29 protein-coding genes and 1 other RNA gene are annotated in these 26,439 nt (G+C 43.5%); 10 read left to right on the forward strand and 20 right to left on the reverse strand.

From position 1 onward, the window contains the following. Positions 1–9: 9 nt before the first annotated feature. Together KT990_RS13210 and KT990_RS13215 are read right to left on the reverse strand one after the other, a co-directional pair. Complete coding sequence (locus KT990_RS13210) at positions 10–288, reverse strand: hypothetical protein (RefSeq protein WP_100535005.1); 279 nt, start codon at positions 286–288, stop codon at positions 10–12. A gap of 153 nt (positions 289–441) precedes the next feature. After that, the gene (locus KT990_RS13215) at positions 442–1,629 is read right to left on the reverse strand and encodes a phosphoglycerate kinase (RefSeq protein ID WP_074382847.1); all 1,188 of its coding nucleotides are present in this window, start codon (positions 1,627–1,629) and stop codon (positions 442–444) included. 139 nt (positions 1,630–1,768) lie between these two features. Here KT990_RS13215 and KT990_RS13220 point away from each other — a divergent pair, with 139 nt between their 5' ends. From KT990_RS13220 to KT990_RS13230, 3 genes are read left to right on the forward strand one after another with little or no spacing between them, the layout of a single operon-like run. Further along, positions 1,769–2,152 (forward strand): DUF2237 family protein, encoded by a 384-nt coding sequence (locus KT990_RS13220; protein WP_005096732.1) that lies wholly within the window; start codon positions 1,769–1,771, stop codon positions 2,150–2,152. Beyond that, positions 2,152–2,745 (forward strand): Maf family protein, encoded by a 594-nt coding sequence (locus KT990_RS13225; protein ID WP_005171155.1) that lies wholly within the window; start codon positions 2,152–2,154, stop codon positions 2,743–2,745. Before KT990_RS13220 ends, KT990_RS13225 begins: the two co-directional genes overlap by 1 nt. Positions 2,746–2,771: 26 nt before the next feature. Continuing rightward, entirely contained in the window at positions 2,772–3,941 is a 1,170-nt protein-coding gene (locus tag KT990_RS13230; RefSeq protein WP_218208910.1) for a cupin domain-containing protein, read from the forward strand. A 58-nt stretch (positions 3,942–3,999) separates the two neighbouring features. Here KT990_RS13230 and KT990_RS13235 read toward each other — a convergent pair whose 3' ends face one another. The 5 genes from KT990_RS13235 to KT990_RS13255 all read right to left on the reverse strand — a co-directional run bounded on the left by KT990_RS13235 (position 4,000) and on the right by KT990_RS13255 (position 8,904). After that, entirely contained in the window at positions 4,000–5,922 is a 1,923-nt protein-coding gene (locus tag KT990_RS13235; RefSeq protein WP_218208911.1) for an ATP-binding protein, read from the reverse strand. Continuing rightward, positions 5,922–6,605 carry a response regulator gene (locus KT990_RS13240; RefSeq protein WP_005096728.1) on the reverse strand — a complete coding sequence of 228 codons (684 nt, stop codon included), beginning with the start codon at positions 6,603–6,605 and terminating at the stop codon, positions 5,922–5,924. Before KT990_RS13240 ends, KT990_RS13235 begins: the two co-directional genes overlap by 1 nt. A 220-nt stretch (positions 6,606–6,825) precedes the next feature. Beyond that, positions 6,826–7,608 (reverse strand): glutathione S-transferase N-terminal domain-containing protein, encoded by a 783-nt coding sequence (locus KT990_RS13245; protein WP_074382852.1) that lies wholly within the window; start codon positions 7,606–7,608, stop codon positions 6,826–6,828. A 109-nt stretch (positions 7,609–7,717) separates the two neighbouring features. Then, positions 7,718–8,227: a ribonuclease E activity regulator RraA gene (rraA, locus tag KT990_RS13250; RefSeq protein WP_005096725.1), complete on the reverse strand. Its 510-nt coding sequence runs from the start codon at positions 8,225–8,227 to the stop codon at positions 7,718–7,720. An 11-nt stretch (positions 8,228–8,238) separates the two neighbouring features. Beyond that, on the reverse strand, positions 8,239–8,904 hold the full coding sequence (locus KT990_RS13255) for an NAD(P)H-binding protein (RefSeq protein ID WP_005171169.1): 666 nt from the start codon (positions 8,902–8,904) through the stop codon (positions 8,239–8,241). 214 nt (positions 8,905–9,118) lie between these two features. Here KT990_RS13255 and rpsT point away from each other — a divergent pair, with 214 nt between their 5' ends. Together rpsT and KT990_RS13265 are read left to right on the forward strand one after the other, a co-directional pair. Continuing rightward, positions 9,119–9,385: a 30S ribosomal protein S20 gene (rpsT, locus tag KT990_RS13260; RefSeq protein WP_005171172.1), complete on the forward strand. Its 267-nt coding sequence runs from the start codon at positions 9,119–9,121 to the stop codon at positions 9,383–9,385. A 201-nt stretch (positions 9,386–9,586) separates the two neighbouring features. Then, positions 9,587–10,027 (forward strand): hypothetical protein, encoded by a 441-nt coding sequence (locus tag KT990_RS13265; RefSeq protein WP_005171181.1) that lies wholly within the window; start codon positions 9,587–9,589, stop codon positions 10,025–10,027. A gap of 85 nt (positions 10,028–10,112) precedes the next feature. Here KT990_RS13265 and KT990_RS13270 read toward each other — a convergent pair whose 3' ends face one another. Then, positions 10,113–10,847 (reverse strand): phosphoglycerate mutase family protein, encoded by a 735-nt coding sequence (locus KT990_RS13270; protein WP_034608526.1) that lies wholly within the window; start codon positions 10,845–10,847, stop codon positions 10,113–10,115. A 60-nt stretch (positions 10,848–10,907) separates the two neighbouring features. Next, entirely contained in the window at positions 10,908–11,759 is an 852-nt protein-coding gene (locus KT990_RS13275; protein WP_005096720.1) for a 3'(2'),5'-bisphosphate nucleotidase CysQ family protein, read from the reverse strand. Between the two features lie 13 nt (positions 11,760–11,772). Between KT990_RS13275 and KT990_RS13280 the strand changes: the two genes are divergently transcribed. The 4 genes from KT990_RS13280 to KT990_RS13295 all read left to right on the forward strand — a co-directional run bounded on the left by KT990_RS13280 (position 11,773) and on the right by KT990_RS13295 (position 14,780). Next, a complete protein-coding gene (locus KT990_RS13280; protein ID WP_180039801.1) occupies positions 11,773–12,459 on the forward strand; it encodes an HAD-IA family hydrolase in 687 nt (228 codons plus the stop codon). Continuing rightward, positions 12,452–12,892: an RNA-binding S4 domain-containing protein gene (locus tag KT990_RS13285; protein ID WP_218208912.1), complete on the forward strand. Its 441-nt coding sequence runs from the start codon at positions 12,452–12,454 to the stop codon at positions 12,890–12,892. The genes KT990_RS13280 and KT990_RS13285 overlap by 8 nt, the downstream gene beginning before the upstream one ends. 145 nt (positions 12,893–13,037) lie before the next feature. Next, positions 13,038–14,078 carry a recombinase RecA gene (recA, locus tag KT990_RS13290; protein ID WP_005096717.1) on the forward strand — a complete coding sequence of 347 codons (1,041 nt, stop codon included), beginning with the start codon at positions 13,038–13,040 and terminating at the stop codon, positions 14,076–14,078. Between the two features lie 90 nt (positions 14,079–14,168). Then, positions 14,169–14,780, forward strand: a complete 612-nt coding sequence (locus KT990_RS13295; protein WP_180077415.1) for a regulatory protein RecX — start codon at positions 14,169–14,171, stop codon at positions 14,778–14,780. A gap of 192 nt (positions 14,781–14,972) precedes the next feature. Here the strand turns inward: KT990_RS13295 and ffs are convergent. Further along, positions 14,973–15,069: signal recognition particle sRNA small type (ffs, locus tag KT990_RS13300), an RNA gene on the reverse strand. Positions 15,070–15,362: 293 nt separating this feature from the next. On the opposite strand from ffs, the gene KT990_RS13305 reads away from it, so the two are divergent. Then, the gene (locus KT990_RS13305) at positions 15,363–16,160 is read left to right on the forward strand and encodes a YbgF trimerization domain-containing protein (RefSeq protein WP_218208913.1); all 798 of its coding nucleotides are present in this window, start codon (positions 15,363–15,365) and stop codon (positions 16,158–16,160) included. 73 nt (positions 16,161–16,233) lie between these two features. Here the strand turns inward: KT990_RS13305 and lpxA are convergent, their stop codons facing one another. The 10 genes from lpxA to frr form a co-directional block, all read right to left on the reverse strand. Further along, the gene (gene lpxA / locus KT990_RS13310; protein ID WP_074382858.1) at positions 16,234–17,022 is read right to left on the reverse strand and encodes an acyl-ACP--UDP-N-acetylglucosamine O-acyltransferase; all 789 of its coding nucleotides are present in this window, start codon (positions 17,020–17,022) and stop codon (positions 16,234–16,236) included. Then, on the reverse strand, positions 17,019–17,504 hold the full coding sequence (fabZ, locus tag KT990_RS13315; RefSeq protein WP_171063349.1) for a 3-hydroxyacyl-ACP dehydratase FabZ: 486 nt from the start codon (positions 17,502–17,504) through the stop codon (positions 17,019–17,021). Before fabZ ends, lpxA begins: the two co-directional genes overlap by 4 nt. 5 nt (positions 17,505–17,509) lie before the next feature. Then, entirely contained in the window at positions 17,510–18,580 is a 1,071-nt protein-coding gene (gene lpxD / locus KT990_RS13320; protein WP_180000040.1) for a UDP-3-O-(3-hydroxymyristoyl)glucosamine N-acyltransferase, read from the reverse strand. A 3-nt stretch (positions 18,581–18,583) separates the two neighbouring features. After that, on the reverse strand, positions 18,584–19,081 hold the full coding sequence (locus tag KT990_RS13325) for an OmpH family outer membrane protein (protein WP_218208914.1): 498 nt from the start codon (positions 19,079–19,081) through the stop codon (positions 18,584–18,586). Between the two features lie 82 nt (positions 19,082–19,163). After that, positions 19,164–21,674 carry an outer membrane protein assembly factor BamA gene (bamA, locus tag KT990_RS13330; protein ID WP_218208915.1) on the reverse strand — a complete coding sequence of 837 codons (2,511 nt, stop codon included), beginning with the start codon at positions 21,672–21,674 and terminating at the stop codon, positions 19,164–19,166. Between the two features lie 39 nt (positions 21,675–21,713). Next, positions 21,714–23,069, reverse strand: coding sequence for an RIP metalloprotease RseP (gene rseP / locus KT990_RS13335; protein ID WP_218208916.1), 1,356 nt, complete (start codon positions 23,067–23,069; stop codon positions 21,714–21,716). 3 nt (positions 23,070–23,072) lie between these two features. Then, positions 23,073–24,269 carry a 1-deoxy-D-xylulose-5-phosphate reductoisomerase gene (gene ispC, locus KT990_RS13340; protein WP_180000036.1) on the reverse strand — a complete coding sequence of 399 codons (1,197 nt, stop codon included), beginning with the start codon at positions 24,267–24,269 and terminating at the stop codon, positions 23,073–23,075. Next, positions 24,270–25,094 (reverse strand): phosphatidate cytidylyltransferase, encoded by an 825-nt coding sequence (locus KT990_RS13345; RefSeq protein ID WP_100355039.1) that lies wholly within the window; start codon positions 25,092–25,094, stop codon positions 24,270–24,272. Between the two features lie 3 nt (positions 25,095–25,097). Further along, positions 25,098–25,850, reverse strand: coding sequence for a polyprenyl diphosphate synthase (gene uppS, locus KT990_RS13350; protein WP_005096706.1), 753 nt, complete (start codon positions 25,848–25,850; stop codon positions 25,098–25,100). A gap of 7 nt (positions 25,851–25,857) precedes the next feature. After that, positions 25,858–26,412, reverse strand: a complete 555-nt coding sequence (gene frr / locus KT990_RS13355) for a ribosome recycling factor (RefSeq protein ID WP_005096705.1) — start codon at positions 26,410–26,412, stop codon at positions 25,858–25,860. Positions 26,413–26,439: the final 27 nt, after the last annotated feature.

The raw sequence follows: 26,439 nt of genomic DNA on the forward strand, positions 1-26,439 counted from the left end.
TGCACTGGATTAAGGTGCTACAGGCTCAGAAGTCGCTGCAACTGACTGGTCTGCAGTGGCTTCATCTGCTGGCGCATTGGCAATTTCAGCTGGAATATCGGTATTTTTTTCATCTAAAACTGGCTGGTCAATAGCATCAATGGCTGCTTGCTGCTCTGGCGTTATAGTCTCATTGGCTACTGCTGCCGAGCTTTCTGTTTCAGCGACCGGTGCATTTTCCTGTTTCGCACATGCAGTCAGTGCCAATGATGCAGCGAATAAAGCCGCCAAAGTTAACTGTTTTTTCATCACGTGATCTCATCATTTGGTGATTTAATGACTGCATCTTATGACAGATTTATTGCATTTTCATGACGAAGCCATGAAGGGTAAGTTTTCATTGTCAAAAAAATGACATAAAAAAGCTGGCACTTGGCCAGCTTTTTAGCTTAGGACATGCAATCAAGCACGTTCTAAGAGTACGGCAACTGCAGGAAGGGTTTTACCTTCAACGAATTCGAGGAATGCACCACCACCCGTAGAAATATAGCCAATTTTATCTGCTACTTCGTACTTGTCGATTGCAGCTAATGTGTCACCACCACCCGCGATCGAGAAACCGGCAGATTCAGCAATCGCTAAAGATAAAGTTTTGGTACCTTCGCCGAATTGATCGACTTCAAACACACCCACCGGGCCATTCCAGAGAATGGTTTTAGAGGTTTTCAGGATTTCTGCAAATGCTTTCGCAGTTTCCGGACCTACATCCAGAATCATGTCGTTATCAGCAACATCGGCAACATTTTTCACAGTTGCTTTCGCAGCAGCCAATGAACCCAGGAAATCTTCAAAGTTGATTTCAGAAGCATCGGCAACCACAACGTCAGTTGGAAGTGGCACTGATACTTTTGCAGCAATGGCTTTTGCAGTATCGATCAGATCTTTTTCACACAGTGACTTACCAACGTTATAGCCTGCCGCAGCAAGGAAAGTATTGGCAATACCACCACCCACGATCAATTGATCGCAGATGTCAGACAGTGAAGTCAATACATCAAGTTTAGTCGATACTTTAGAACCCGCAACAATTGCCACCATTGGCTTTTCAGGTGTCTTAAGTGCACGGCCTAGTGCATCAAGTTCAGCTGCCAATAAAGGACCTGCTGCTGCAACTTTAGCAAGACGCGCTACGCCTTCAGTCGATGCTTCTGCACGGTGCGCTGTACCGAATGCATCCATCACGAATACATCACACAGCGCTGCATATTTTGCAGCAAGTTCAGGATTGTTTTTCTTCTCACCAACGTTAAAACGGCAGTTCTCAAGTAACACAACTTGACCCGGCTGAACCTCAACGCCATCTAGGTAGTCGGTAAATAATTTTACGTCTTGACCCAAAGCTTCAGTCAAGTAAGCCGCTACAGGTGCAAGCGATTGTTCAGCTTTAGGCTCACCTTCAACCGGACGACCAAGGTGAGAATACACCATCACTGCAGCGCCTTTTTCAACTGCTGCTTGAATGGTTGGCAATGCTGCACGAAGACGCGCATCGCTGGTGATCACACCATTTTTAACAGGAACGTTTAAATCTTCACGGATCAGAACACGTTTACCTGCTAAATCGAGGTCAGTCATACGCTGAAAGTTCATGTAGAGCTCACTTTATAGATATTAAAACCAGCCGATTTTAAATGATTATGCAGAAAAAGGTTAGCATCTTTTGCAGAAAACATTCTGAATGCCAAAGTTTTGTTATGATAGAAAAAAGCTTCTTTTAGATTCAGTGCCTATGTCGATACATCCTGATCCAAATCTTAACCGTTTGAACGTGTTAGGTGAGCCTTTATCAAGCTGCTGCTTCGATCCTATTACCGGTTATTTCCGCAATGGCTTTTGCCATACTGCGACCACTGATCTGGGGCAGCATACGGTATGCGCGCAGATGACGTCGGAATTTCTCAATTTCTCGCAAAAAGTGGGCAATGACCTGATCACACCTTTGCCAGAGCTGGACTTCCCTGGCCTGCAACCCGGTGATTTCTGGTGCCTCTGCGTGACACGCTGGGTCGAAGCCTATGAAGCAGGTCAAGCGCCCCCGATCAAGCTGCAAGCCTGCCATAAAGCGGTGCTGTCTTATGTACCTTTAAATATTCTTGAGGAATATGCTGTCTAATGAATGCTGTACAGATTATTTTGGCATCCTCCAGCCAAACCCGTAAAGAGTTGATGGATCGCCTGCATATTGATTATATTTCTCTAGTACCGGATATCGATGAATCTCCTCGCGGTGAAAATCACGCAGATGATTTGGCCAAGCGTCTGGCTTTTGAGAAAGCCAAATATATTGCTGAGAAAAATCCTGAAGCGATTGTGATTGGTTCGGATCAGGTGGCATGGCGTGAAGGCGCACCAGATATTTTTATTGGCAAACCTTTAACCCCTGAAAAAGCCATTCGCCAGTTACAGGCCAATTCGGACAAGATTGTCTATTTCAGTACTGCACTCAGTGTGCAACAGCAGGCTACTGGTTATGAACGAACGCTGGTCGAGCACTATAAAGTCAAGTTCCGTAAACTGTCCAAAGCCGAAATTGAACGCTATGTCACGATTGAACAGCCACTGCATTGTGCCGGCAGTTTCAAATGTGAAAGCCTCGGCATCAGCCTGTTTGAAGAAATGATCGGGCAAGACCAGACCACTTTGATGGGCATGCCGATGATCAAGCTGTGTCACATTCTTCGTGAATTGAAAATTTTAGTTCCTTAATCTCCCCTTAATTCAGGCTGTAATCTATGTCTCAACCTTTAGACGTTTTAGGCGGAATCACCGCTGAACAATTTTTGAGTGAATACTGGCAAAAAAAACCGTTACTGGTGCGTAATGCGATGCCTGAAATTGCCAATCTGCTTGAACCTGACGACGTGATGGAACTTGCGCTTGAAGAACACGTCACTGCGCGTTTAATCAAGCAAAAAGACCGTGATCCGAATCAGTGGAGCGTGAAATCTTCGCCTTTACTTAAAGCTGATTTTCAGAAAATGCCCAAGCTATGGACACTTTTGGTTCAGGCGGTAGATCATTATTCATTTGACCTGTCGGAAATGTGGAAAAAGTTCCCGTTTATTCCGCAATGGCGCCGCGATGACATCATGGTGTCTTATGCACCTCAAGGCGGCTCTGTAGGAAAGCACTTTGATTTTTACGATGTCTTTCTGGTACAAGGCTACGGGCATCGTCGCTGGCAGCTCGGACAAGTGTGTGATGCCGAAACTGCATTGGTTCCGGGTCAGCCACTGAAATTATTGCCTGAAATTGAGGTGAATTTTGACGAAGTTCTGGCACCTGGCGACTTGCTGTATGTGCCACCTGGTTTGGCGCATTACGGCGTTGCAGAAGATGATTGTCTAACCTTTTCCTTTGGCTTCCGTATGCCAAATGTGAGCGATATGATGGACCGTGTTGGTGATAAATTTTCTGAGAATGAAAGTTTACGCAATCCACTGGTTGATATTATTCGTGACCAGGTCGGAGCCATTGGTGAAGTCAGCGGCAATGAGCTGGAATATCTAAAAGAACAGATCATGCAGCAACTGCATAATTCGAATGTTTTAGAAGATGCCATTATGACTTTAATGTCAGAACCCAAATATCCAGAGAACCTTCCAGAAGCAGAAGAAATCGGTACAGGTGATCTGGAAGAAGCACTGGATCAGGGTTATAGCCTGATGCTCGAACCGGCTTCACGCCTGCTCTACACTGAAGCAGACGGCGATGTTCTGTTCTGGGCCAATGGTGAAGGGATTGAGATCTCTGAGGCATTTACCACAAAACTCAAGCAGCTTGCAGACGGTGAAACCATATTGCTCGATGAAAACTTCGCTAATGAAGATATTCTGGAAGATGTCGCGGCATTATTAAATGATGCGGTACTGATGCTGGTTCCGCCAGCAGAACAAGACTAATTCTAAGCTAAAGCCAAATAAAAAGAGGATTAAATAATCCTCTTTTTATTTGCAAAGATTAGGGTTGATAGAGTTCTAATACGACCTGAATCACTGTATGCCCTTTCTCAGACTCAATCTGAAACACGCCTCCCATACGTTCGACCCGCATTTTCATGCTGCGCATCCCAATACTCAGACCATTTTTTTGCACTATTTCAGCATCAAACCCAACGCCATTATCCTGAATACTTAAGGTGAGTTGATGTGGCAGAAAATATTCCAGACTGACTTTCGCCTGACTGGCCTGACTGTGCTTAATGATATTGGTCAGACTTTCTTCGACCACCCGAATCAGGGTCAAACATTGCAATGCGGTCGGTTCACGCTGCCAGACTTTTGGAAATAACCATTCAACCTCAATATTTATCTCTTCCAGCAACTGGGTAAAACGATAACGTACCGGGGCAATCCAAAGTAGCGGGGTTTCCGGTACTTTATTTTCGATAGACGAACCACTATCAATGATTTGTCTGAGATCATCTCTAAGCAATTTCAGCATAGAAAGAAACTGTCGGTTGGGAATGCTGTCAGTACTCTGATCGACCAGAATCATAGAGCGCACAATCGAGCCTCCTAGCCCATCATGCAGTTCATGCGATAAGTTAATCCGCTCCTGTAAGCGGACATTATCCAGCTCCAGTTGATGTTTATCGTTCAGGCTTTTATTCAGATCAGCGCTGACCTGCTGGACTTTACGTTCTAACTGGCTATTAAATTTTTCGATTTTCCTGACATTACGATTCAACCGCGTGGCCATAATCAGCACCACAAACAGGGTAATAATTGGTGAGGTATAGGGTGATAAAGGTGAAAAATCACTAATTGCCGTTTGACTTAAAATGATCAGATCTACGATTACACATAACAAAATCCCCCAGAGACACAGCATCAGGAAAAGATATTCCCCATTGCGGGTTTTAATTGCGTAATAGCTCACATAAATAATACAGCTTATAAATAATCCTACATAGAAAATAAATGCTGTACCCAGTATCTGCCCCAGATAATCCAAGGAACTCATCACAATCAGCAGAGCAAATAAAAGCGTGATCAGGATAAATCCCCGCTCCACATACTTAAATCTCTGTTTTAAAAAGCGGATCAAATACAGACTAAAACAGTGGATATAGGCAATAAAACAAAGCATATTGGCTTTGCTGGCCGCGATGCTGGAGCGAAATGGAAAGCTTTCTGTGGTCAGCACATTGGAAATAAACAGAATCCATAGGAATGAACTGAGTGCCAGCCAGCCAAAGGTGGTTTCTGAACGTCGAAATTGCCAGACAATGAAGCAGATGATCCCAATCATTGCAGAGAAAATCATATTCATCTGAAACAGCGTGCGACGATCCCAGATTTCGCCTAAATGCTTCTGGCTATTGACCAGCACATTATTAAATTCAATTTTACCCAGTCCGGCGTTCTGAAAACTGTAACCCTGTACATAAACCAGAATTTCATTACTGCCCTTGTTTAAGCCACTGATGGGCAAAATCCAGTAACGCGGCATATTCCAACTTTTTGACAATGGCTCTTGCAGGTGTTGATCTGACCAGAGTAAATCACCATTCAGGAACACGGCGCCGGCCGAATTAATATAATCAATGGAAAAGGCAATCGGTTCTGCAAGACGAATCTTGTCTTGGCATGACCAGTTCCAAACAATTTTATACCAGGCCCCACCATGATAATCTTTCCAGTTACGCTGCCAGTTATCCGGCAAACTGACACTTTGCCAGCCGGATGCAGGCATCTGGCTAGGATTCTGCACCTGAACCTTTTGAATGTAGTCAATCTTCACGTCACAGAGATCATTGACCTGAAAATGGTCTTGCGCCTGACTCATACCACTTAACAGACACAGCCAGCAGCAAAAGAGCAAAATACCGATCCATTGCAATCTCTGTCGCTGCCTGCTTCCAGAACGAGCTGGATGCATCACAGAATTCCTAAATGCCGTGCGGTACTGACTGCCTTGGTACGCCGACTGACGGACAGTTTCCGGTAAATATGTTTGATATGACTTTCGACGGTATAACGTGACACACAAAGTTGCTCGGCAATCTCTCGATTACTCAGGCCTTGTGCGACCAGTGACAGAATTTCTTTTTCCCGATGGGTCAGCACTTCCTGCTCGGCATCCGAATGGTTGCGTTCGACTGGTGGTGATGAAGCAGGTATAGAAATCTGCTTGAGAATTTCCCGCGCAATAAAAGGATCAATTGGCGCGCCACCCCGTAAAATACTGCGGATCGCCAAAGTGACCTCCACATCATCGCGTTCTTTTAATACATAACCGGTGGCACCCGCCTGAATTGCGGTAAATAAACTGTTTTGCGTACTCCAGGCCGAAACCACCAAAATCAGAGTTTGTGCGTCATTTTCGCGAATTTTTTCAATAATCGAAATCCCACTCCCATCTGGCAGCCCCAAATCGACCAATGCCAGTGAAATCGGCTGTTGTTTTAAAATGAAATATGCTTCTTTAAGATTATTGGCAAAGAGCAGAACATCTTCGCTATAGCCCAAATTGGTTAATATAATTTTTAAACGTCGTTGAATGACATACTCATCTTCAACGATTAATACAGGTACTGGCAAGACTGCCTCTAGTGCTGTCATAAGCACGCCCCTTATATTTATTGTTATGTCACCTTGAAGAGTAAAATATAACCAAAAAAACTCTAAAAATCATGATTTATTTCATTTTTATGCTATTTCTTTCTAGCCTCATAGGGATATTCTAAATACCGTCTGCTTAAAACCAGCATAAAAAAATGCCATCTACGCAGTGAATGGCATTTCTTAAGCACAATTTTAGAGTTTTAATAGGCTGAATATTTTAAGCGGCGCCGTATTGCTGTTTTAAATATTTTACAATCTCAGCTGATTCAAACATATTCACGCCTGTATTTGGATCGACCAGATAAGGAACCTGAATATTATTTCCCATCATTTCAAATAAATGTTCACGCTTCCCGCCTGGTAGTGGTTCATATTTCCCCGGTCTTAAGCGCAACTTGGCTGGCCCATAATCCTGCCAGCGTTCTTTGGCGACATTGTGAAAAATAAAGGGAACTTCCAGCTCACTCAACACGGCGCGTACGATCCGGGTATAAGGACTGGCCTCAAAACCCCATAATTCTAGTAACTGTTCAGGTGTTGGCCGATCCTTGATCTTGGGATTCACCATTCCTCCGCGTAAACCGTTGATGACTGTGCCAGCAATTGCAGCCACCGGAATTTTGGGATAGTGAGCATATTTTTTGGGTGTCTTGCCTGTTTTGCCATAGTGCTTGAACAGATGATGAATAATATCTTGCGATTCATAAAGTCGATCGCCCGTATTTTCATCTACCAGAAATGGAAACTGGAGTTTTCCGCCTAATTGCTGAACTTCGGGACGAAAATGAGTACCACCCCGTGGACATGGATAGACTTCATAATCCAGATTCAGCAAAGTCATGACTTCACGCACCCGGCGACAAAATGGCGAACCCTCATATTCATAGAGCTTTAAGGCTTTTTCAGGCTGATTCGGAAATGGTGTACCGACCATACCACGTCCACCTTGAGCGACTGCAGAAGCCAAAGCTTGTGCAACTTTAATTTGATGACCCAACATAATATTTTCCTGTTTTTGTTTTATTCAACTGAAAGACAGAATCTAAGCATCCTGTCTTTCGCGGTATAGATCAGTTTTGTTGTTATTCTTTAATGTAGCACTTGGCCAATTAAGCCACTAAGGCTGTTTTAGAGACCACAATGCCATTATTGTCTGCATAGACATAATCGCCAGCATTAAACGTGACTCCACCAAAACAGAGGGAGATATCCACCTCACCCACGCCCTTGCGATTGCTCTTTTGTGGAATAGCCGCCAAGGCATGCACACCAAGGTCTAATTCAGCAATCGCATCGACATCACGCACACAACCATAAATAATCACACCATTCCAGTGATTTTTGACCGCAGATTCTGCAATCAGGTCACCCATCAAGGCACAGCGCATCGATGCACCGCCATCGACCACCAGTACCTTGCCTGTTCCATCTGTGGCCAGTAACTCTTTCACCCGGGAGTTATCTTCAAAACATTTCACCGTCACAATCTGACCGCCAAAGGTTTTACGGGCGCCATAACTCTTAAAAAATTTACCGTCCAGACAAGGCGTCACCACTTGAAGCTCTAATTCCGGATGATCATCTAGTAAGTCACAGGTGACAAATGCTGCTGTAGACACGGTGTTTCCCCTCATTTCATTTTTTGTATGCGTAAATTATCATAAATTTCAAATTTTACCGTCTGAGTCAGCGCGGCCTCGACCATAGTATGAGCTACCTGCTCGGCTGTCACTGGCTTATAAGCAAAACCATCCGGAATAAAACGCGATATTTTATGATAAACCTGCTGTGCGGCATCCTCCAAAAAACGCTGCTCGGGACGTTCGCCAATTAATAATGAAGGCCGAATCAGGCTGATTTTATCCAGACTCAAGGTCTGTACATATTCTTCTAGCTGGCCTTTAACCTGATTATAATAAAAATGAGACTGGGAGTTGGCGCCCATCGCACTCAACAGCAAGTAATGCGCTGAAGTCTGTTGCAGCAATTCGGCAAAATGGGCATTAATAGTATAATCAATATTATAAAAGGCCTGCTTGGATCCGGCTTGTTTCATGGTACTGCCCAAACAGCTAAAACCGTGACTGTGCTCGCTGACATCCTGATCATTCAGCATCAGAAAATCTTCAAGTACCAATTGCTGGACTTTATCCAAACTATCCAGATCATTTTGATATTTTCTGACCACTGCAGTAATATGCTGGCAAGTTGGCTCGTCTTGCAGACGTTTTAAGAGTTGTTTTCCCACCAAACCGGTGGCACCTATGACGATGGGATGAATCAGCGATTTAGTCATTTTTTATACGATCTCCTAGGTAGAATACTAATCTAACGTTTTCTTTAGAATTTTTCTGCATCTAAAATGTTGTCAAAGCATGTCAAGACTTGACTTCGGTGCTCAGTTTAATCAAAATATGGCACTTGTTTACGGGCTGGTGATAATTCCTCTGATGATGGTTTTCAGTTGAGTTTCAGCCCGCCCAGACCAATCTATTTCAAGGAGTGCACGAGTGGCAAACTCTGCTCAAGCTAAAAAACGTGCTCGTCAAAACGTTAAAGCACGCAAACACAACGCAAGCTTGCGTTCTATGGTTCGTACCTATCTTAAACGTACATTAGCTGCTATCGGCACTAATGACTATGCTGTTGCTACTGAAGCGTACAAAACGCTTGTTCCAGTAATCGACCGCATGGCTGACAAAGGCATCATCCATAAAAACAAAGCAGCTCGTCACAAGAGCCGCTTGAACGCACAAGTTAAAGCATTAGCTAACTAATTTGTTGCAATGAAAAAAGCCCTTTTTAGGGCTTTTTTTGTGTCTGCTAAAAACTGATTCTGTATGTTTCTCATTTTTATTTTCAATTTTTTACTCTGATACAATCCCATATAAAAATTATGGTATTCTAAATCATATTGCTTACATCACTATAATTTTAAGCTTGTCACTATTTTGCTGGCTGTGAAGGGAATAAAAACCATGATTACAAAATATTTACCATCTTTAGAGAAGTTTCTAGCAATCGAACAGCAATATATTGAATACTTTAAGACCCAAGGTGAAAAAGACATTTTAGGCCGGGTGATTTCCAACATGAAAGGCACTGCTGAACTTCAGGCATCTCAAGGCGTAGACGCCTGGTTAGGCTATGGTGTGTATTTGCCCGCAGTAGAATATATCTTTGCCCGATATAAGGGTGAAAATGAAGTAGATTTTTATATACGCACCCGCTATCCCCAACAAGTCGTTGCAGCTTACAGCCTTCCGGAACATGACATCGCAACACTGATCGCCGCCGACAAATATAGTCGCATTCATCAGCAACAGGTTCCAGTCAATAGTCCTCTTTGGCCGCTGAATGATACAGGTGACCTGCTTGATCTCAATGCCTATCCTCAGCGTTTAAAAGCCAATATTTAGAAAAAAACAGACCTATATGTAAAAAGCCCAATCATATCTGCGATTGGGCTTCCTTTATGATAAATGAATACCTATTGAATTAAAATTACTGGGAACGCTTAAAATCAGCAATATCCAGCTCATGTACCTGACCACGCCAGATCCATTTCAGTTTTGATTCCAGAAAAACATCGCCCTCGAACCAGACAAACAGGCCTTCCATCATTTTGGGCCAGTCTTCTCGGCTGATGTCCTGACGCCCGGACATTACGGCAATCATCGCTGCCAGAATCGTGTCATGACTGACTGCCAGACTCAGCCCATACTTATTTTGCGGATGGGTGTTATAAATCAGTTCCAGCACATCCACCACACCATGAATCGGCTGTTTCATCCCCGGCAAGGCATTATTCACAAAACTGTTCACAAAACCGAGAGCGCCCTGCTTAGCAAAATAAGGACCGGCTTTTTGAATATCCAGCACAAAACTGCCCGGCTCGACCAGCAATCCCTGTTCGATAATTTCAATACGATGGGTATTCTGCTCAGGGGTAACCGCATCCGCACCTTCAATCATGAGCGCAGCAGTATCAATACAGCGCTGGATCGGGCTCGAAATACAGTGATGAATTACACGATCTGTCTGATCAGCCAGATAAGCACCCCATTCCTGTGCCAGATCCCGCCCCTGACCAGTCAATTGCAGGTCATAACCTGCCAGACCTTGACCCGGAACATCTTCACGAACCGAATGGCGTGTGAATAAGGTGACAGGCGTCTGTACATCAGGCAATAAATCAATTGCACTTAACATACTCGGTGGAAGCAGTTTCAGGGACACGTGACAGCCAACTGGATTGGTAATGAGTTAATCATCACTATACCATGCTCAGGATTTTGCTCAATGCTCGGCCTGCATGTCAGCCACCGCCTGTAATGCAATATTTTTCATATTATTATTTTTATAGGCAATAAATCCGCCATTGAGTAAGGTATCGCGATGATTATAAATAAATGGCCGCCCTTTTAAATCGACCAAACCACCACCAATCCGTTCGAGCATACATTGACCAGCACTGGTGTCCCATTCCGAAGTTGGGTGAAAACGTGGATAGATATCCACCTGATCTTCCAGCATCATACAAAACTTGTAGGCGCTGCCCGCTTTGAACTCTGTATATTCGGTAAGTTTGGCCAGATGCTGTAAATAGTCGACATATTTCGGTTTCTGCTGGCTACTTTGACTCAGACCAATCGCAATTCGTTGGTCTGTTGGCGCTGCTTCATAGCCAAACCACGTATCTCGCTGAATATCATATTTATAAGGCAGCCCCTGCTCTGCACAGAAATAAATCAGTTGCTGTTCTGGTACTGCCAATATGGCAAAAGTCGTCAAACTTCCACGAACCAAACTCAAATTGATGGTGAATTCAGGCCGCTGATGCAAAAACTCCTTGGTGCCGTCTAGCGGATCTAATAACCAGAATTCTGGCCATGAACGACGCTCATGTTCTTTTCCTTCTTCTGACAATAAAGGCAAGTCTGAAATATCTGCCAAAGCCTGAGTTAGAAAAGTATTGACCCTCAAGTCTGCCTGAGTTACCGGAGAATTATCATTTTTTTGGATGACATCAAAAGCCGCACCAGAACAATAACGCTGATATTCTTCTCGCAAAATTTCACAGGCTTGTGTCAAAATGGGCACAAACTGCAAAATCATCGGATCTTGTGGTGCTGCTATTGCTTTAAACATAGAAAACCTAAATATGTCAAAATGCTCTGAAAAACCTACCATAATTTTCGATATGGATGGAACTTTACTTGATCTTGCCTACGATGATTTCATCTGGAATGAGTTGCTGCCTGTCCGTTATGCCGAGACACATGGCTGTAGCATAGAACACAGTCAGGCGACCCTCTCCGCATTCTATCAGGAACATAATCATACCCTAAACTGGTACTCCTCACGCTTCTGGACGGCTAAAGTCGAAGTTGATGTTCTGGCGATGCAGATTGAACATAAAGACAAAGTCGCCTTACGCCCGTATTGTCTCGAATTACTGGATTATCTGAAAACGAATGGCTACCCGATCTGGCTGGCCACCAATGCCGATTGTGCCGGACTGGCCTTTAAACTGGATCACTTAAATTTAAGCCATTATTTTGATGTGATTGTCAGTTCAGAAACGATTGGGCATGCCAAAGAATTTGTTGAATTCTGGCAAGGCTTGAATGCCATGCATCCCTTCGATCCGCAACATGCTTATTTTATTGATGATACCGAAAAAGTCCTGAATGGTGCCAAAGCCTACGGGATTGAAAACCTGTTCAGTATCCAGCACCCCTCCTCGGCCAAAGTCGCACGCGAGACTTGCAATTATCCGATGCTGCACCAATTAACAGATTTAATCACTTATTTAAATCAGGCTGAGGTAGAGAAAAAATATGCGTAAATCGTCTTTACCCGAAGATGCGGTAGGCATGCGTATAGACAAATGGCTTTGGGCAGCACGGTTTTTCAAGACCCGTTCCATTGCCAAAAATGCAATTGAAGGTGGTAAAGTCCACCACAATGGTGAACGTGTCAAAGTATCACGCGAAGTCCGTGTTGGCATGGAACTGACGATTCAGCAAGGCATCGACAAGAAAACTGTCCTGGTTAAAGAACTTTCTGATGTTCGCGGCCCTGCACCTGTGGCACAAAAACTGTATGAAGAAACCGAAGTCAGTATTGCTCGACGGGAATTGATTACCTCACAAAGAAAGTTGCATAATCTAGCTCGTCCCGATCATCGTCCAAGCAAGAAAGATCGCCGGGATATCAGTAAATTTAAAAATGAAAATAGTCAGAGTTTTGATCAGTCATGGTCGTATAATGACGATTAAATTCAAGCGTCAGAATGTGTCGTACATGCGCTGACATTGATAGAACACTAGGGAAAATTCTGTCACTATACGCCTGTGGAACAAAGCTCTAATTTAAGACATCCACTTGAGTACTAACTGAGTGACATCGTATTGAGGTTGTAAGATGGATGAGAATAAAAACAAGGCGCTTAATGCTGCCTTAAGCCAGATTGAAAAACAGTTTGGTAAAAATACAGTCATGCGTCTTGGTGACAATACCGTTCAGGCTGTTGAAGCAGTATCTACAGGTTCTTTAACCCTGGATATCGCACTCGGTATTGGTGGCCTACCGAAGGGCCGTATCGTCGAGATTTATGGTCCTGAATCATCAGGTAAAACCACGATGACCCTGCAAGCAATTGCAGAATGTCAAAAAGCCGGTGGTACGTGCGCATTTATCGATGCCGAACATGCACTTGATCCGCAATATGCGCGTAAACTTGGCGTAGATATTGATAACCTGCTGGTATCGCAGCCCGATCACGGTGAACAGGCACTTGAAATCGCAGATATGCTGGTACGCTCTGGTGCAATTGACATGATCGTGGTCGATTCTGTAGCTGCTCTAACGCCACGTGCGGAAATTGAAGGCGAAATGGGTGACTCGCATATGGGTCTGCAAGCCCGTTTGATGAGCCAGGCACTGCGTAAAATCACCGGTAATGCCAAGCGTTCCAACTGTATGGTGATCTTCATTAACCAGATTCGTATGAAGATTGGTGTCATGTTCGGTAGCCCGGAAACCACGACTGGCGGTAACGCATTGAAGTTCTATGCATCTGTACGTCTAGACATCCGTCGTATTGGTCAGGTGAAAGAAGGTGACGAGATCGTTGGTTCTGAAACCAAAGTCAAAGTCGTGAAAAACAAAATGGCACCTCCATTTAGAGAAGCGCTGTTCCAGATTCTGTACGGCAAAGGCGTGAACCATCTGGGTGAATTGATCGATCTTGCTGTACAGCAAGAAATCGTGCAGAAAGCCGGTGCGTGGTATTCTTATCAAGGCGACAAAATTGGCCAAGGTAAGAACAATACCATCCGTTATCTGGAAGAGCATAAAGAAATGGCACAAACCATTGAAAAGCTGATTCGCGAGCAACTGCTGACCAAAGCCGTGATCACTGAAGAAGATAATAAAGAAGAAGCAGATCTTTTAGATGCCTAATCTATTATTTGCCTAGTCTTTAAACATCACGACACAGCGCCCTACGGGGCGTTTTGTTATTATGGGTAGATGATAAAATGCGAGAGAAAGATGTCAGAGGCAAAATTCAGCAAACTGCTCGATTATGAAACTTTAAAACAGCAATTTGGCGATGCTGATGATCAAGCGACCCAGCAAAACACATCGAAACAAAAACCCACTTTCGATTCAGAAGAGCGCCTGTTTGATACCTCTGGTGATGAAAAGAAAAAACCGGGCTTAACTGGCTCGCGTTTGCGTTCTTATGCCTTTGCCGTACTGACCCGCAAGGAATATGCCAAAGCCGAACTGATCGAGAAGCTATGCCTATATGCAGAGGATCGCGATGAAGTACTAGAATTAGTTGAAGAATTATCACGAGAGAATTACCAGAGTGATCAGCGTGTCGCAGAAACCATGCTGTCGAGCCAAAAGCGTAAAGGCAAAGGCCCCAATCAGATTAAAATGAAATTAAAAAACAAGAAAGTTGATACGGCTTTAATCGCAGAAGAACTGAAAGAAACTGACTGGGTGCAGCAAGCCTATGCGCTGAAAGTCAAAAAATATGGGGCGGAAGTTACTAAAGATCCGAAGCTCAAGGCCAAACAGATCCGTTTTCTGATGTACCGTGGTTTTGAAATGGATACGATTATTAAGGCGATTAGCCGTAAAGTCGAAGATTAATTTGTATTCAGATTCATTAATAGACCCACTACAAAAGTGTTTGCATATTGATCTTAAAATGAGAAAATCAGTTCGCTAGCAGAACGAATTATTGGGATAATAAAATATTAAAAATTAGCTGATATTAGAAGTTAGCTTTGAGATTAATAGGCTGGGATAAAATGTTTTTATTATTGAAAAATATGGTGGCAACCCTACCAGCAAAGCTCCGGCACATCATAGTTCTATTACCGTTGCTACCTTCCGGTCCTGGCGGGGTTCATAGAGTACAATTGCGAAGTAACCAGCAGGGCTACCATTACAAAAACAGAGTATAGAGATTTTTAATCAAGTTGCAAGCTTTGTTCCTTAAAATAATCCATCAAGCTATCCGTTTGATTATTTTAAAAACAATATTGATATTTCTGCTGATTTTCAGGCGATCTTCACAATCAATCCATCAACACCCAGATTCGCATTATCTTTGTAAAACCTTGTTGCAATTTCTAAAAATGCCGTTTTTAATGTGTGCAATGTATATGAATGATCTTCTTTAAAAGATGAGCAGCGGATACGTATCTCACAAAGAATTATGGAAATTTTATGATGTTTAAAAAGACCGTATTGTGTGCAGTGACAGCACTCTTTACCACACCGCTATTTGCCAATATTCCAATCGAATCGCGGGGCTTGAGCCAGACTGCCAATCAAGCGTCAATGAATACCCAGTCTGCGAGTTCTGCCGGCGTATCGACACCTGTGCAAACCAATACCAGCTGGCAGATTATGCAAAAAAACCAGCAACTGGAAAATGATCTGCGAATCTTGCGCGGCAAAATGGAAGAACAGGAAAATGAAATTGCCCAACTGAAAAGCGAACTGACCAATCGCTATGCCGATCTCGATCAGCGCCTGGAACTGTTACAGCAAAAAATTGAACCGGCTGAAGAAAACCCAACGGAGGACAACCCACAGGATAGTTCTCCCAGTTTAAATGCGAATGAGATCAATACAGCGAGCAGCGGACAACAGCCCACCGAGCTGGACAAAGCAGCCTATACAGTGGCTTTAGATGCCTATAAAAATGGCGGTGCAGCCAAAGCCATTGCACCCATGCAGAACTTTATTAAAAACAATCCGAATAGTGTGTATATCAGCAATGCCTATTTCTGGTTAGCAGAATTCAATCTGGCCATCGATCCGCCAAATTTTGAAGAAGCAAAACGCAATTACACCATTGTGGCAGACCGCTATCCAAAGTCGACCCGTGCTTCGCGTGCACTTTATCAACTGCATAACATTAGCAGGGACGTCGAGCAAAAACCGGCCATTGCCACCCAGTACAAGAACAAATTACTCAGTAATTACCCGCAATCTGAAGAAGCTAAATTTTTTAAGTAATAATCTTCTAGATAACCCTTAATTCAGCAATAAAAAAGACACCTTAAAGGTGTCTTTTTTTACTTGAAATATTTTAGCGCACAATACCACGCTTGGATTGTTCAAGAGAATCAATCAAACGTTGTGCTTCGGCAACTTCCGGCAAGATATCTTTACGAATCTGCTCGATTGCTTCCTGAGTGGTTAAACCTGATTTATAAATCAGTTTAAAGGCAGTACGCAAACCGTCAATTATGGCCTTAGACCAGCCCTTACGACGCATTCCCTCAATATTCATAGCAAAAGCGTGCGCAGGATTACCTGACACCATCACATAGGCCGGCACATCTTTCAAAATCAGTGATGCTCCGCCAATCATGCTATAAGAGTCAATCTTGCAGAATTGATGAATCCCTGAGTTTCCACCAATGACCACATAATCCCCGACATGAACATGTCCAGCCACACCGACATTATTGGCAAAGATATTGTGATCACCGACCATGCAGTCATGGGCAATATGGGTGTTGACCATTAGAAGATTATGACTGCCAATCTTGGTTAAACCCTGATCCTGAACGGTACCACGATGCAAACTACAATGCTCACGGATCTTGTTGTGATCGCCAATCTCAAGCCAGGTTTCTTCACCGGCATACTTAAGATCCTGACAAACCTCGCCCACACTGGCGAACTGGAAAATTTCATTATATTCACCTATACGCGTATAGCCACCCACCACTACATGTGAATGAAGTTTGCTACCCGCACCAATAGTGACGTTTGGCCCAATGATACAGTATGGACCAATTTCTACATCAGCAGCGATGACTGCTGATGCGTCAATAATGGCAGTTGGATGAATAAGGGGATTATTGCTCATGCCTGCTCGACTTTTTGATGCGAAACCATAATTTCCGCGGTTGTTGCGACGACGCCATCTACAGTGGCAATACAATTATATTTGTAAATGCCGCGCTTTTGCATCACCAATTCAGCCTTTAATACCAATTGATCGCCTGCAACCACCTGTTTTTTAAACCTAACCTTCTCCGCACCGGCAAAAAGGAACAATGAACCCGCACTTGGTGTTTCATTGTTCATCACAAAACCCAAGATTCCCGAGATTTGTGCCAGTGCTTCAACAATCAGCACACCCGGCATAATTGGATAATTCGGAAAATGGCCTTGCAAAAACTCTTCATTAATTGAGACGTTTTTATAACCAACAATGCCATTTTCGGTAATCTCGACCACGCGATCAACCAATAAAAATGGATAACGATGGGGCAAATATTCACGAATCTTTTGAATATTCATTGGCAATTCAGGTTTCGTGAATGTAGGCAAATTCGACTCTGTCATCATAATTATTTACGCAACTTAAATGTTGATTCAATGGACTCAATTTGAGATTGCATATGATCTAGTCGTTTCATCACCTGGGTCAATGGCACATCTGCTAATTGTTTAAAACGCACAGCAGCACGTTTCCAGTGCAAACTTTCCAACATAGGTGTGCCAGAAGAATAACTGCCCGCCTCAGAAATATTTTTTGTCACCATTGACATGCCAGTAATTGTGACATTATCTGCGATATTAATGTGGCCTACTACCCCCACCGCACCTGCAAATACACAGTTTTTGCCAATTGTAGTGCTTCCGGCGATTCCGCATTTTGCTGCGAGTGCGGTATTGGCACCAATCTTGACGTTATGCGCGATTTGCACAAGATTATCAATAATCACACCCTGTTGCAAAATCGTATCATCCAATGCACCGCGGTCTATACTACAGTTTGACCCGATACGCACATCATCAGCAATACGCACAGAGCCAAGCTGGGCAATACGATGCCATTTACCTTGATAAGGTGCAAAACCAAAACCTTCGCTGCCAATCACAGTATTGGCATGAATACGAACGCGATTGCCAATTTTGGCGCCACCCGTCAGCGTCACATGCGCATCAATAAAACAGTCCTGACCGATTTCCACATCATTATCGACATGTACATGAGGCTGAATAACGGTATTGGCACCCACAACACAATGCTCGCCAATCACCACATAGTGTCCAATATACGCATCATCGGCGATGATCGCTGAAGGATGAATTTGAGCAGTACTTTCGATACCACGCTGGGTATTTTTTTTCTCAAATACATGGGTCAGGATCGCAAAAGCCAGATAAGGATTTGCAACAACAATAAAGTTTTGATGTGACGTTATTTGTTGTTTCAGTTCAGCCGTGACAATTAAAGCAGCTGCCCGACTTTGATTGGCTTGCTCTACATATTTGTCTGCATTGACGAATGCCAAATCTTGCGATGTCGCATGCTCAAGACTGGCCAAAGCGCTCAAACGCAAATCTGCCTGACCTACGCACTCGCCTTGAACCAGGCGAGCAAGGTCAGCTAACTGAAGCTGTTGATGATTCATTGATTACTTAATTGCATTAACCTTTTGAATCATTTTATCAGTTAAATCATATTTAGCGTCATAAGCAAGTGCTGAATTTTTATTTAAAACCACATCCAGGTTATTTTCTTTACGCAATTGTTCAGCAATTTGCTTTACACGTGCATCAAATACCGTCCGAATCTGCTGAATCGAACTTTGAACATTACTCTGCACAGATTGTTGCAACTGATTCAATTCCTGAAATTTGGCCTGATATTGCGTAGACATCTTCTGCTTTTCAGCATCGCTCAGTTTGGTATTAGACTGAGCACGTTGCTGCAAAGCTTCCAGCTCTTTACTGAGTTGTTCAATCTTGCTGGTTTGTGGCTGAATTTTTTGCTGAAATGCCGTGTTTTGCTGTTTCAGATAAGTACTGCCTTCAACAACACGCTCCAAGTCAATCACACCAATACCAGCTGCTTGAGTCAAAGGTGCAATACTTGCCAAAGCCAGGCTCATCGCCATGATCATTTTTTTCATATTCTTACTCATTCAAAAAAATTTGCTCATAAAGCCTCGCAACTTCATGAGCAAAATCTATATTCAGGATTAGCTAATAATCTTAGAAAGTACGGCCAATTTCGAACTGGATATTTTTAGTTTCATCACCGTCTTTCTTATTCAACGGATAAGCATAGCTCAGTGACAATGGTCCAATCATGGTAATCCAGGTAAAACCCGCACCGACGCTATAACGCATATTGTCTGCATCGAAACCGAAGTTGTCTTTACAGTATTGTTTTCCATTTACTGAAGCACCATTTACGAAAATGTTTTCACTTGACACATCACACTGAGTATCAAAAACTTGAGCACCTTCGGCAAAGATGACCGGACGAACCTGACGTGCCCAATCGCCTTTAAATGGTACAGGCAGTACTAGTTCAGTACCAAACTGAACCAATGCATTACCACCCACCTCTTCCGGAGACGGATCGTTTTGGCCAGTATCAGAGAAATATACGCCCGGATATTTAGGTCCTAAGGTACTATTTTCAAAACCGCGTACCGAACCAAAACCACCAGCATAGAAGTTCTTATAGAATGGCAGGTCATTACCATAGCCTAACTTACCATAACCGCGCAGCACAAAATCTTTACCTAACGGGAAGAAGGCCTGAGCATCATAAGTTAGCTTCTGGTATTCCACATCACTACCTGGCAAGGCTATTTCACCATTGACGCGATGTGACATACCCCGTGTCGGGAACATTGGACGGTTTAAAGTGTTATATGACCAGCCTAAATTCAGGTTATAGGTAAAGAACTCACCTTTAAACTCTTGACCATATGAAATTGGATTAGGACAAGGCTCGTAACCAGTAAGATTTCCCGCAGAATCTGTAATTGGAACTAATGGCTGTGGACAATACTCTCCACTTTTTGTCTCTCTACCACCATTTCGTTCTAAATAATCCGCAACATAAGTAGAGACATAAGGTCCGGTCGTTACATCAGTCTGGTCAACCGTTAGACCTAAGCTAACACTCTGGTTTTCATCAATTGGATAACCGAAGTTGATTCCGCCACCTAGACTGTCTGTCACATAGTTGTTGACGTTATAGTCATCATCGAGTTTGGTCTTACGGTAGTAAAGGTTATAACCGCGACGTACACCATCAATGGTAAAGTACGGGTCCATCACACTCAGATTATAATAATCTTGGGTTTCAGAACGCGACAAGTCGATCGATACACTATTACCAGTGCCCAGGAAGTTGGTCTGACTTAAACCTGCCTGGAACGTCACACCGCCACTTTGCGAGAAACCCACTGCCAAGGTACTGGTACCTGAATGCTGTTCTTCTACTGCGACATTTAGATCGACCTGATCCGGTGAACCCGGAATACGTGCAGGCTTGATATCGACTGTTTTAAAGAACCCGGTACGTTCCAGACGGACTTTAGACAAGTCAATTTTTTCATTACTGGCTAAAGCACCTTCCATCTGGCGCATTTCACGACGCAATACTTCATCTGCAGTTTTGGTATTACCGGTAAAATTAATACGTCGTACTGTAACTTGCTGACCCGGATTGATATAGTAATTTAAATCAACCTGTTTGGTTTCATTATTAATTTGAGGAACAATATTCACTTCTGCATAATAATAACCAGCATTACCATATTTACGCTGTAATAGCTGCTTAACCACATTTACTTTTTCTTGCGAATAAGTTTCACCTTCTTTAAACAGCTGTAAGGCTTGCAATTCTTCAGTCTGATAAAGTGCATCACCTAAATATTTGGTTTGACCAAATTTAAATTGCTCGCCTTCATATACAGACACTTCAATAAAGACATTCTTTTTATCTTCACTCAAGTTCAAACTGGAATTGGTAATATTAAAGTTAATATAACCCTGGTTCAGATACATAGCACGCAATGCTTCAAGGCTTGCAGCCATTTTTTCACGTGCATAACGGTCATTACGTGAAATCACCGAGTTCCAGCTACTTTCTTTAACAGCAAATGCCTGTTTAATATCTGATTCTTTGAAAACAGTATTGCCAATGATATTGATATCAAAAACTTTTGCGGCTTTACCTTCAATAAAATCAATCAGCAATTCAACTCGGTTATTCGGTCTTGCTGTCGTCGTGACGGTAACATCCGCATCATAGCGACCTTGCTGCATGTATTGCTGTTCAAGCTCGGTTTCGACTGTCTGTAAAGCAGATTTTTTCAGCACTTCACCTTCAGCCAGACCCATTTTTTTCAGGCCATCTTCAAGTGCTTCCTTTGGAATCAGCTTATTGCCTTTCAGTTCGATTTTCGAAATGACTGGGCGCTCTACCACCTGAAAAACTAGAGTATTGCCTTGCTGAACAGCTTTGATGTCATCAAATAAGCCTGATGCATATAAACTTCGAATTGCATTGGCAATGACCGGATCATTGACCCGATCACCACTGTTAATTGGCACGAGGCCATATACATTCTCAGGAGTTAAACGCACTAATCCATCAAATTTTATATCTTGTACAATGAATTCATCTGCTGCATATACTTGTTGTGCTACTGCCATTGCACTAACGAGTGCCAGAGGCATAAATAAATGTGTGTGCTGCATGCCAGTCTTTTCCGCTGTTAATTTATTCCATCTACGTTGTTATAAACGCATAAAATCATTAAATAATGCCAGAAGCATCATACTGCCGAGCAGTACCATACCAATTTTTAGTCCAACCAATTGTATTTGTTCGGAAACAGGTTTACCACGAATTAATTCAACAAAATAGTAAACCAGATGTCCGCCATCAAGCATTGGAATCGGCAGTAGATTTAATATTCCTAAACTTACACTCATTAGCGCCATAAAGGAAATAAAAGTTTCCCAACCCATTTCCGCGCTTTGTCCTGCGACTTTGGCAATGGTGATCGGTCCAGATAAGTTATCCAGTCCAATCATGCCACGTACCATTTTGACAATCGAGTTCAGAATCATCGAAGATAAGTGCGCAGTTTTATCAAATGCCATCACCAGTGCTTCAGCTGGATTGTAGTGAATGGTCTGCTTATATTCTGCGGGAATCGAGATTTTACCCGGATCACTTTGTACACCGAGCATACCCGTGACATTGCCCATATTGTCACGCTTGCCCTGTGGCATCACTTCAAGTTGCACCACCTGGTTTTCGCGCAATACATCCATCTTCAGTAATTTTTCTGGTGATGCCTGTACAATTTGTACCACATCAAACCAGTCTTTCATCTGGACACCATCAATGGCCAGAATTTTGTCACCTTGCTTCAGGCCTTGGCGAATTGCTGCACCATCTTCAGTCAGCTTGCTAATCACAGCCGGAATTTCCGGTCGATAAGGCAAGAAGCCCAGACTGTCTAACGGAGATTGACTCTGGTCTTTTAAATAGTTCCGAATCGGTAACTGGAACAGCTTGTTTTCCCCGGCACGTTCTGCCTGAATAGACACTACACCGGTTTCACCCACACGATCCACCAGCGCATAACTCAGTTTTTCCCAGGTTTCGACTGGAGTCCCGTCCACAGCAACAATTTTGTCACCCGGCTGCATTTGTACTGTTGCAGCCGGCGTATCTGGTAAAACTTTACCAACGCGGGTATTCAGCTGCTCTTGTGCCGGTAAAAACAGCACCCAGAATAACAGCACCGCAAGAATGAGGTTGATCAATGGTCCCGCTGCCACAATGGCAATCCGTTTCCAGGGATGCTGACGGTTAAATGCTTTGGGCAAGTCTTCTTCAGCAACATTGCCTTCACGTTCATCCAGCATTTTCACATAACCGCCTAAAGGTAAGGCGGATAGCTGATATTGAATGCCAGATTTTTTTGAGGTCCACTTTAACAGCGTTGGTCCAAAACCAATCGAATACACCAACACTTTAACGCCCAGTTTACGCGCCACAATATAGTGACCAAACTCATGAATCGCAATTAAGGGACCGAGTAACAGGATTGCGGCTGCAATAATAAACAAGGCGTTCATGTCTTAACTTCCTTTATTCACAACATACTGCTGTGATAAACCTCGTGCCATTTGATCTGCCTGCAAGATAGCCTCCAGATCATTTGCCGGCTGATTGTCCATCTGATTCAGGACATGCTCAACCACTTGAGGAATTTGGGTAAACCTAATTTGCTGATGTAAAAATGCGTCAACTGCAATTTCATTGGCCGCATTTAAAATCGTGGGTGCAATCCCGCCGCTCTGCATCGCCTGACGCGCCAACTTTAATGCAGGAAAACGAATCACATCCGGTTCCTGAAAGTTAAGCTGCGAGTGCATAAACAGATCTAAGGCTGGTACATGCGTACTGATTCGCTCAGGCCATGCCAATGCATGTGCAATAGGTGTGCCCATATCCGGATTACCCATTTGTGCCAAAGTTGAACCATCTACATATTGAACCATGGAGTGAATAATACTCTGTGGATGCACCACGACTGTAACAAATTGTTCTTGAACTGCAAACAAATGACAGGCTTCGATCAATTCCAGACCTTTATTCATTAAAGTCGCTGAATCGACCGAAATTTTTTGGCCCATTGACCAGTTGGGATGCTTGCAGGCCTGTGCAGGCGTCACATCTTCAAGCTGTTGTAGACTATGATTAAGAAACGGCCCACCAGATGCAGTTAACAAAATTTGCGAGACACCCAGCTTGGGCTTGCCATGACGCTCTGCCTCAAAATAGTGCTGTGGTAAACACTGGAAAATCGCATTGTGTTCGGAATCCACCGGAAGCAACAATGCACCATGATCGCGTGCAGCCTGCATCATGAGGTCACCGGACATCACCAAAGCTTCCTTATTGGCCAGCAGTACGCGCTTGCCTGCTTTTACTGCAGCCAGTGTCGGCAACAATCCGGCAGCACCGACAATGGCAGCCATGACAATATCGACATCCGCATGTTCAGCCACAGCAATTAAACCGGCTTCATCTTGCAGAATTTCAATATCAGCCAGACCATGTTGCTGAAGGAGTTTTGAAAACTCATCCACTTTTGCCGCAGGCACCACCGCCACTTTCGGGCGGTATTGCTGGCAAATCTTGACCAGTTCAGCAATACGACTTTGCGCGGTTACAGCAAAAACCGAGTACGCTTCAGGATGTCGCTGCAAGATTTTTAAAGTACTTTGACCAATAGAACCTGTAGCACCCAGTATACAAACCGCTTGTGACATTTATAAATCTACACCAATAAGTTTTAGAACAGCAATACCTGCCGCAAAGATTGGAGCTGCAGCAAGCAAAGAATCAATACGATCCAGCACCCCGCCATGACCCGGTAAAATACGGCCCGAGTCTTTAATACCGGCACGTCGTTTGATCATGGATTCAAACAGATCTCCCAGTACTGAACTGAAGACCGTGATCACCGATAAGGTCAGGAATAAAATAAGTTCTGGCCAGGTCATCTCCAGATAAAGCAAAGCAACTGCAATCACAATCAGCATTGAGGTGATCACACCACCATACAGCCCTTCTACAGATTTGTTTGGGCTGACATTTGGTGCAAGTTTTTTCCTACCGAATTTACGGCCAACAAAATACGCACCGCTGTCTGCGCCCCATACCAGTAAAAACAGGTACATCAACCACCACGGTGAACTTTGCCAAACCGAGAAAATTGCGGTGACAGCAGCAGAAATCAGCACTACACCAATGCCATTTAGGCTTGTATTGTACCAGCCGTCATACTCAGGATAAGACTTAACCCAGTAAATACTGAGTAACCAGGTAATAATAGAAGCCACCCATAACAACAAAGCGACTTCAGCAAAATACAATGCCAATGCTGATAGAGCCGCGGTCAGCACCCCATATCCCCATGCAACGGGCTTGATGACCTGCTTAAATTTTCGCGGCATGAGTTTAAACCACTCATAACCGGCAACCCCGGCAGCAAGAACCATCAATACAAACATTGGATAATGTGATTCAGTAGCAAACATACAGCTCAGTACAACTGCTACCAACACCAATGCGGTTATAATCCGCTCAAACATGTATTAATTCTCAAGTTTTTCCTGATGAACCTGCTCTGATGTTTTACCGAAACGACGTTCACGCCCACCAAATACGGCAAGTGCATCATCAAGTTCTTCAACGGTAAATTCTGGCCACAGCGTCTCAGTGAAATAAAGCTCTGCATAGGCTGCCTGCCATAACAGAAAATTCGACAGACGGAAATCTCCGCCAGTACGAATCAGCAGATCAACTGCTGGTAAGTCACCGAGGCTGACATATTGACCAAATACATCAGTATCAATTGCATCAAGATCTAATTTATTTGTTAAAACATCACTGGCAATTTGCTTTGCAGCTTGTGCCATATCCCACATACCGCCATAACTGATTGCAATAGTGAGTGTCATACTATTGAAATTAGCAGTCCTTTGTTCGGCTTGCAACATGAGTCCCTGCAATTCAGCGGACAAACGGCTGCGATCACCGATAAAACGTAAGGCAATATTGAATTTTTCCATGCGGGGGAGTTGCTCATGAATCGTGTCAAGCAGGAGTTTCATGAGCAATTCGACTTCAAACTGTGGACGATTCCAGTTTTCACTGGAAAAGGCAAAAACAGTTAAAGCCTGGATATTTCTTTTTCTACAGTGTTCTACAATCGGATCCAGAACCGTTTTTCCTTCACGGTGTCCATCACCTTTCTGCATCTGATTTTTTTTGGCGAAACGATTGTTGCCATCCATAATGATGGCAACATGTTTCGGAAGACAGGGGTTTTCTTCAGCAGCGGTCATCGATGAATTAGACCTTCATCAATTCAGCTTCTTTCGCAGCCAAGCGTTTGTCAACTTCAGCAACAAATTTGTCGGTAATTTTCTGGATTTCGTCAGCAGCACGACGCTCTTCATCTTCAGAAATTTCTTTTTCCTTCAATAAGGCTTTGATATCACCCAATACATCACGGCGAATGTTACGAATTGCCACTTTTGCATTTTCTGCTTCAGTACGGGCAACTTTCTGCATGTCACGACGTGTTTCTTCAGTGAGTGCTGCCATAGGTACACGGATCGCATCTGCTGAAATCGGGTTAAGACCCAAGTCAGATTCACGAATCGCTTTATCAATTGCAGCCACCATTGAACGTTCAAACGGTTGAACCAACAGGGTACGTGAATCTTCAACACCAACGTTTGCCACCTGGTTCAATGGAACGTCTGAACCATAGTAAGAAACCATCACATTATTTAAAATAGATGGATGCGCGCGACCGGTACGAACTTTTGCAAAACCATGCTCTAGAGATTCTAGAGTTTTGTTCATACGGTCTTCGCTGTCTTTTTTAAGATCGTTAATCATATGATCTTCCTTACTTAATTCTAAAAA

Source organism: Acinetobacter sp. F9, assembly GCF_019195275.1.
In the GTDB taxonomy this organism is placed as follows: Bacteria; Pseudomonadota; Gammaproteobacteria; order Pseudomonadales; family Moraxellaceae; genus Acinetobacter; species Acinetobacter pseudolwoffii.

What these genes read in the sequence shown, in the direction of transcription:
- KT990_RS13285 (WP_218208912.1), top strand. Translation starts at nt 12,452, where the DNA reads ATGCGTAAATCGTCTTTACCCGAAGATGCGGTAGGCATGCGTATAGAC.
- rseP (WP_218208916.1), bottom strand. Translation starts at nt 23,069, where the DNA reads ATGAACGCCTTGTTTATTATTGCAGCCGCAATCCTGTTACTCGGTCCC.
- KT990_RS13230 (WP_218208910.1), top strand. Translation starts at nt 2,772, where the DNA reads ATGTCTCAACCTTTAGACGTTTTAGGCGGAATCACCGCTGAACAATTT.
- ispC (WP_180000036.1), bottom strand. Translation starts at nt 24,269, where the DNA reads ATGTCACAAGCGGTTTGTATACTGGGTGCTACAGGTTCTATTGGTCAA.
- KT990_RS13325 (WP_218208914.1), bottom strand. Translation starts at nt 19,081, where the DNA reads ATGAAAAAAATGATCATGGCGATGAGCCTGGCTTTGGCAAGTATTGCA.
- KT990_RS13255 (WP_005171169.1), bottom strand. Translation starts at nt 8,904, where the DNA reads ATGACTAAATCGCTGATTCATCCCATCGTCATAGGTGCCACCGGTTTG.
- KT990_RS13280 (WP_180039801.1), top strand. Translation starts at nt 11,773, where the DNA reads ATGTCAAAATGCTCTGAAAAACCTACCATAATTTTCGATATGGATGGA.
- KT990_RS13215 (WP_074382847.1), bottom strand. Translation starts at nt 1,629, where the DNA reads ATGAACTTTCAGCGTATGACTGACCTCGATTTAGCAGGTAAACGTGTT.
- KT990_RS13295 (WP_180077415.1), top strand. Translation starts at nt 14,169, where the DNA reads ATGTCAGAGGCAAAATTCAGCAAACTGCTCGATTATGAAACTTTAAAA.
- KT990_RS13275 (WP_005096720.1), bottom strand. Translation starts at nt 11,759, where the DNA reads ATGTTTAAAGCAATAGCAGCACCACAAGATCCGATGATTTTGCAGTTT.
- fabZ (WP_171063349.1), bottom strand. Translation starts at nt 17,504, where the DNA reads ATGACAGAGTCGAATTTGCCTACATTCACGAAACCTGAATTGCCAATG.
- KT990_RS13240 (WP_005096728.1), bottom strand. Translation starts at nt 6,605, where the DNA reads ATGACAGCACTAGAGGCAGTCTTGCCAGTACCTGTATTAATCGTTGAA.
- bamA (WP_218208915.1), bottom strand. Translation starts at nt 21,674, where the DNA reads ATGCAGCACACACATTTATTTATGCCTCTGGCACTCGTTAGTGCAATG.
- frr (WP_005096705.1), bottom strand. Translation starts at nt 26,412, where the DNA reads ATGATTAACGATCTTAAAAAAGACAGCGAAGACCGTATGAACAAAACT.
- KT990_RS13265 (WP_005171181.1), top strand. Translation starts at nt 9,587, where the DNA reads ATGATTACAAAATATTTACCATCTTTAGAGAAGTTTCTAGCAATCGAA.
- KT990_RS13220 (WP_005096732.1), top strand. Translation starts at nt 1,769, where the DNA reads ATGTCGATACATCCTGATCCAAATCTTAACCGTTTGAACGTGTTAGGT.
- KT990_RS13305 (WP_218208913.1), top strand. Translation starts at nt 15,363, where the DNA reads ATGATGTTTAAAAAGACCGTATTGTGTGCAGTGACAGCACTCTTTACC.
- KT990_RS13225 (WP_005171155.1), top strand. Translation starts at nt 2,152, where the DNA reads ATGAATGCTGTACAGATTATTTTGGCATCCTCCAGCCAAACCCGTAAA.
- KT990_RS13345 (WP_100355039.1), bottom strand. Translation starts at nt 25,094, where the DNA reads ATGTTTGAGCGGATTATAACCGCATTGGTGTTGGTAGCAGTTGTACTG.
- lpxD (WP_180000040.1), bottom strand. Translation starts at nt 18,580, where the DNA reads ATGAATCATCAACAGCTTCAGTTAGCTGACCTTGCTCGCCTGGTTCAA.
- lpxA (WP_074382858.1), bottom strand. Translation starts at nt 17,022, where the DNA reads ATGAGCAATAATCCCCTTATTCATCCAACTGCCATTATTGACGCATCA.
- KT990_RS13245 (WP_074382852.1), bottom strand. Translation starts at nt 7,608, where the DNA reads ATGTTGGGTCATCAAATTAAAGTTGCACAAGCTTTGGCTTCTGCAGTC.
- KT990_RS13235 (WP_218208911.1), bottom strand. Translation starts at nt 5,922, where the DNA reads ATGCATCCAGCTCGTTCTGGAAGCAGGCAGCGACAGAGATTGCAATGG.
- uppS (WP_005096706.1), bottom strand. Translation starts at nt 25,850, where the DNA reads ATGACCGCTGCTGAAGAAAACCCCTGTCTTCCGAAACATGTTGCCATC.
- KT990_RS13210 (WP_100535005.1), bottom strand. Translation starts at nt 288, where the DNA reads ATGAAAAAACAGTTAACTTTGGCGGCTTTATTCGCTGCATCATTGGCA.
- recA (WP_005096717.1), top strand. Translation starts at nt 13,038, where the DNA reads ATGGATGAGAATAAAAACAAGGCGCTTAATGCTGCCTTAAGCCAGATT.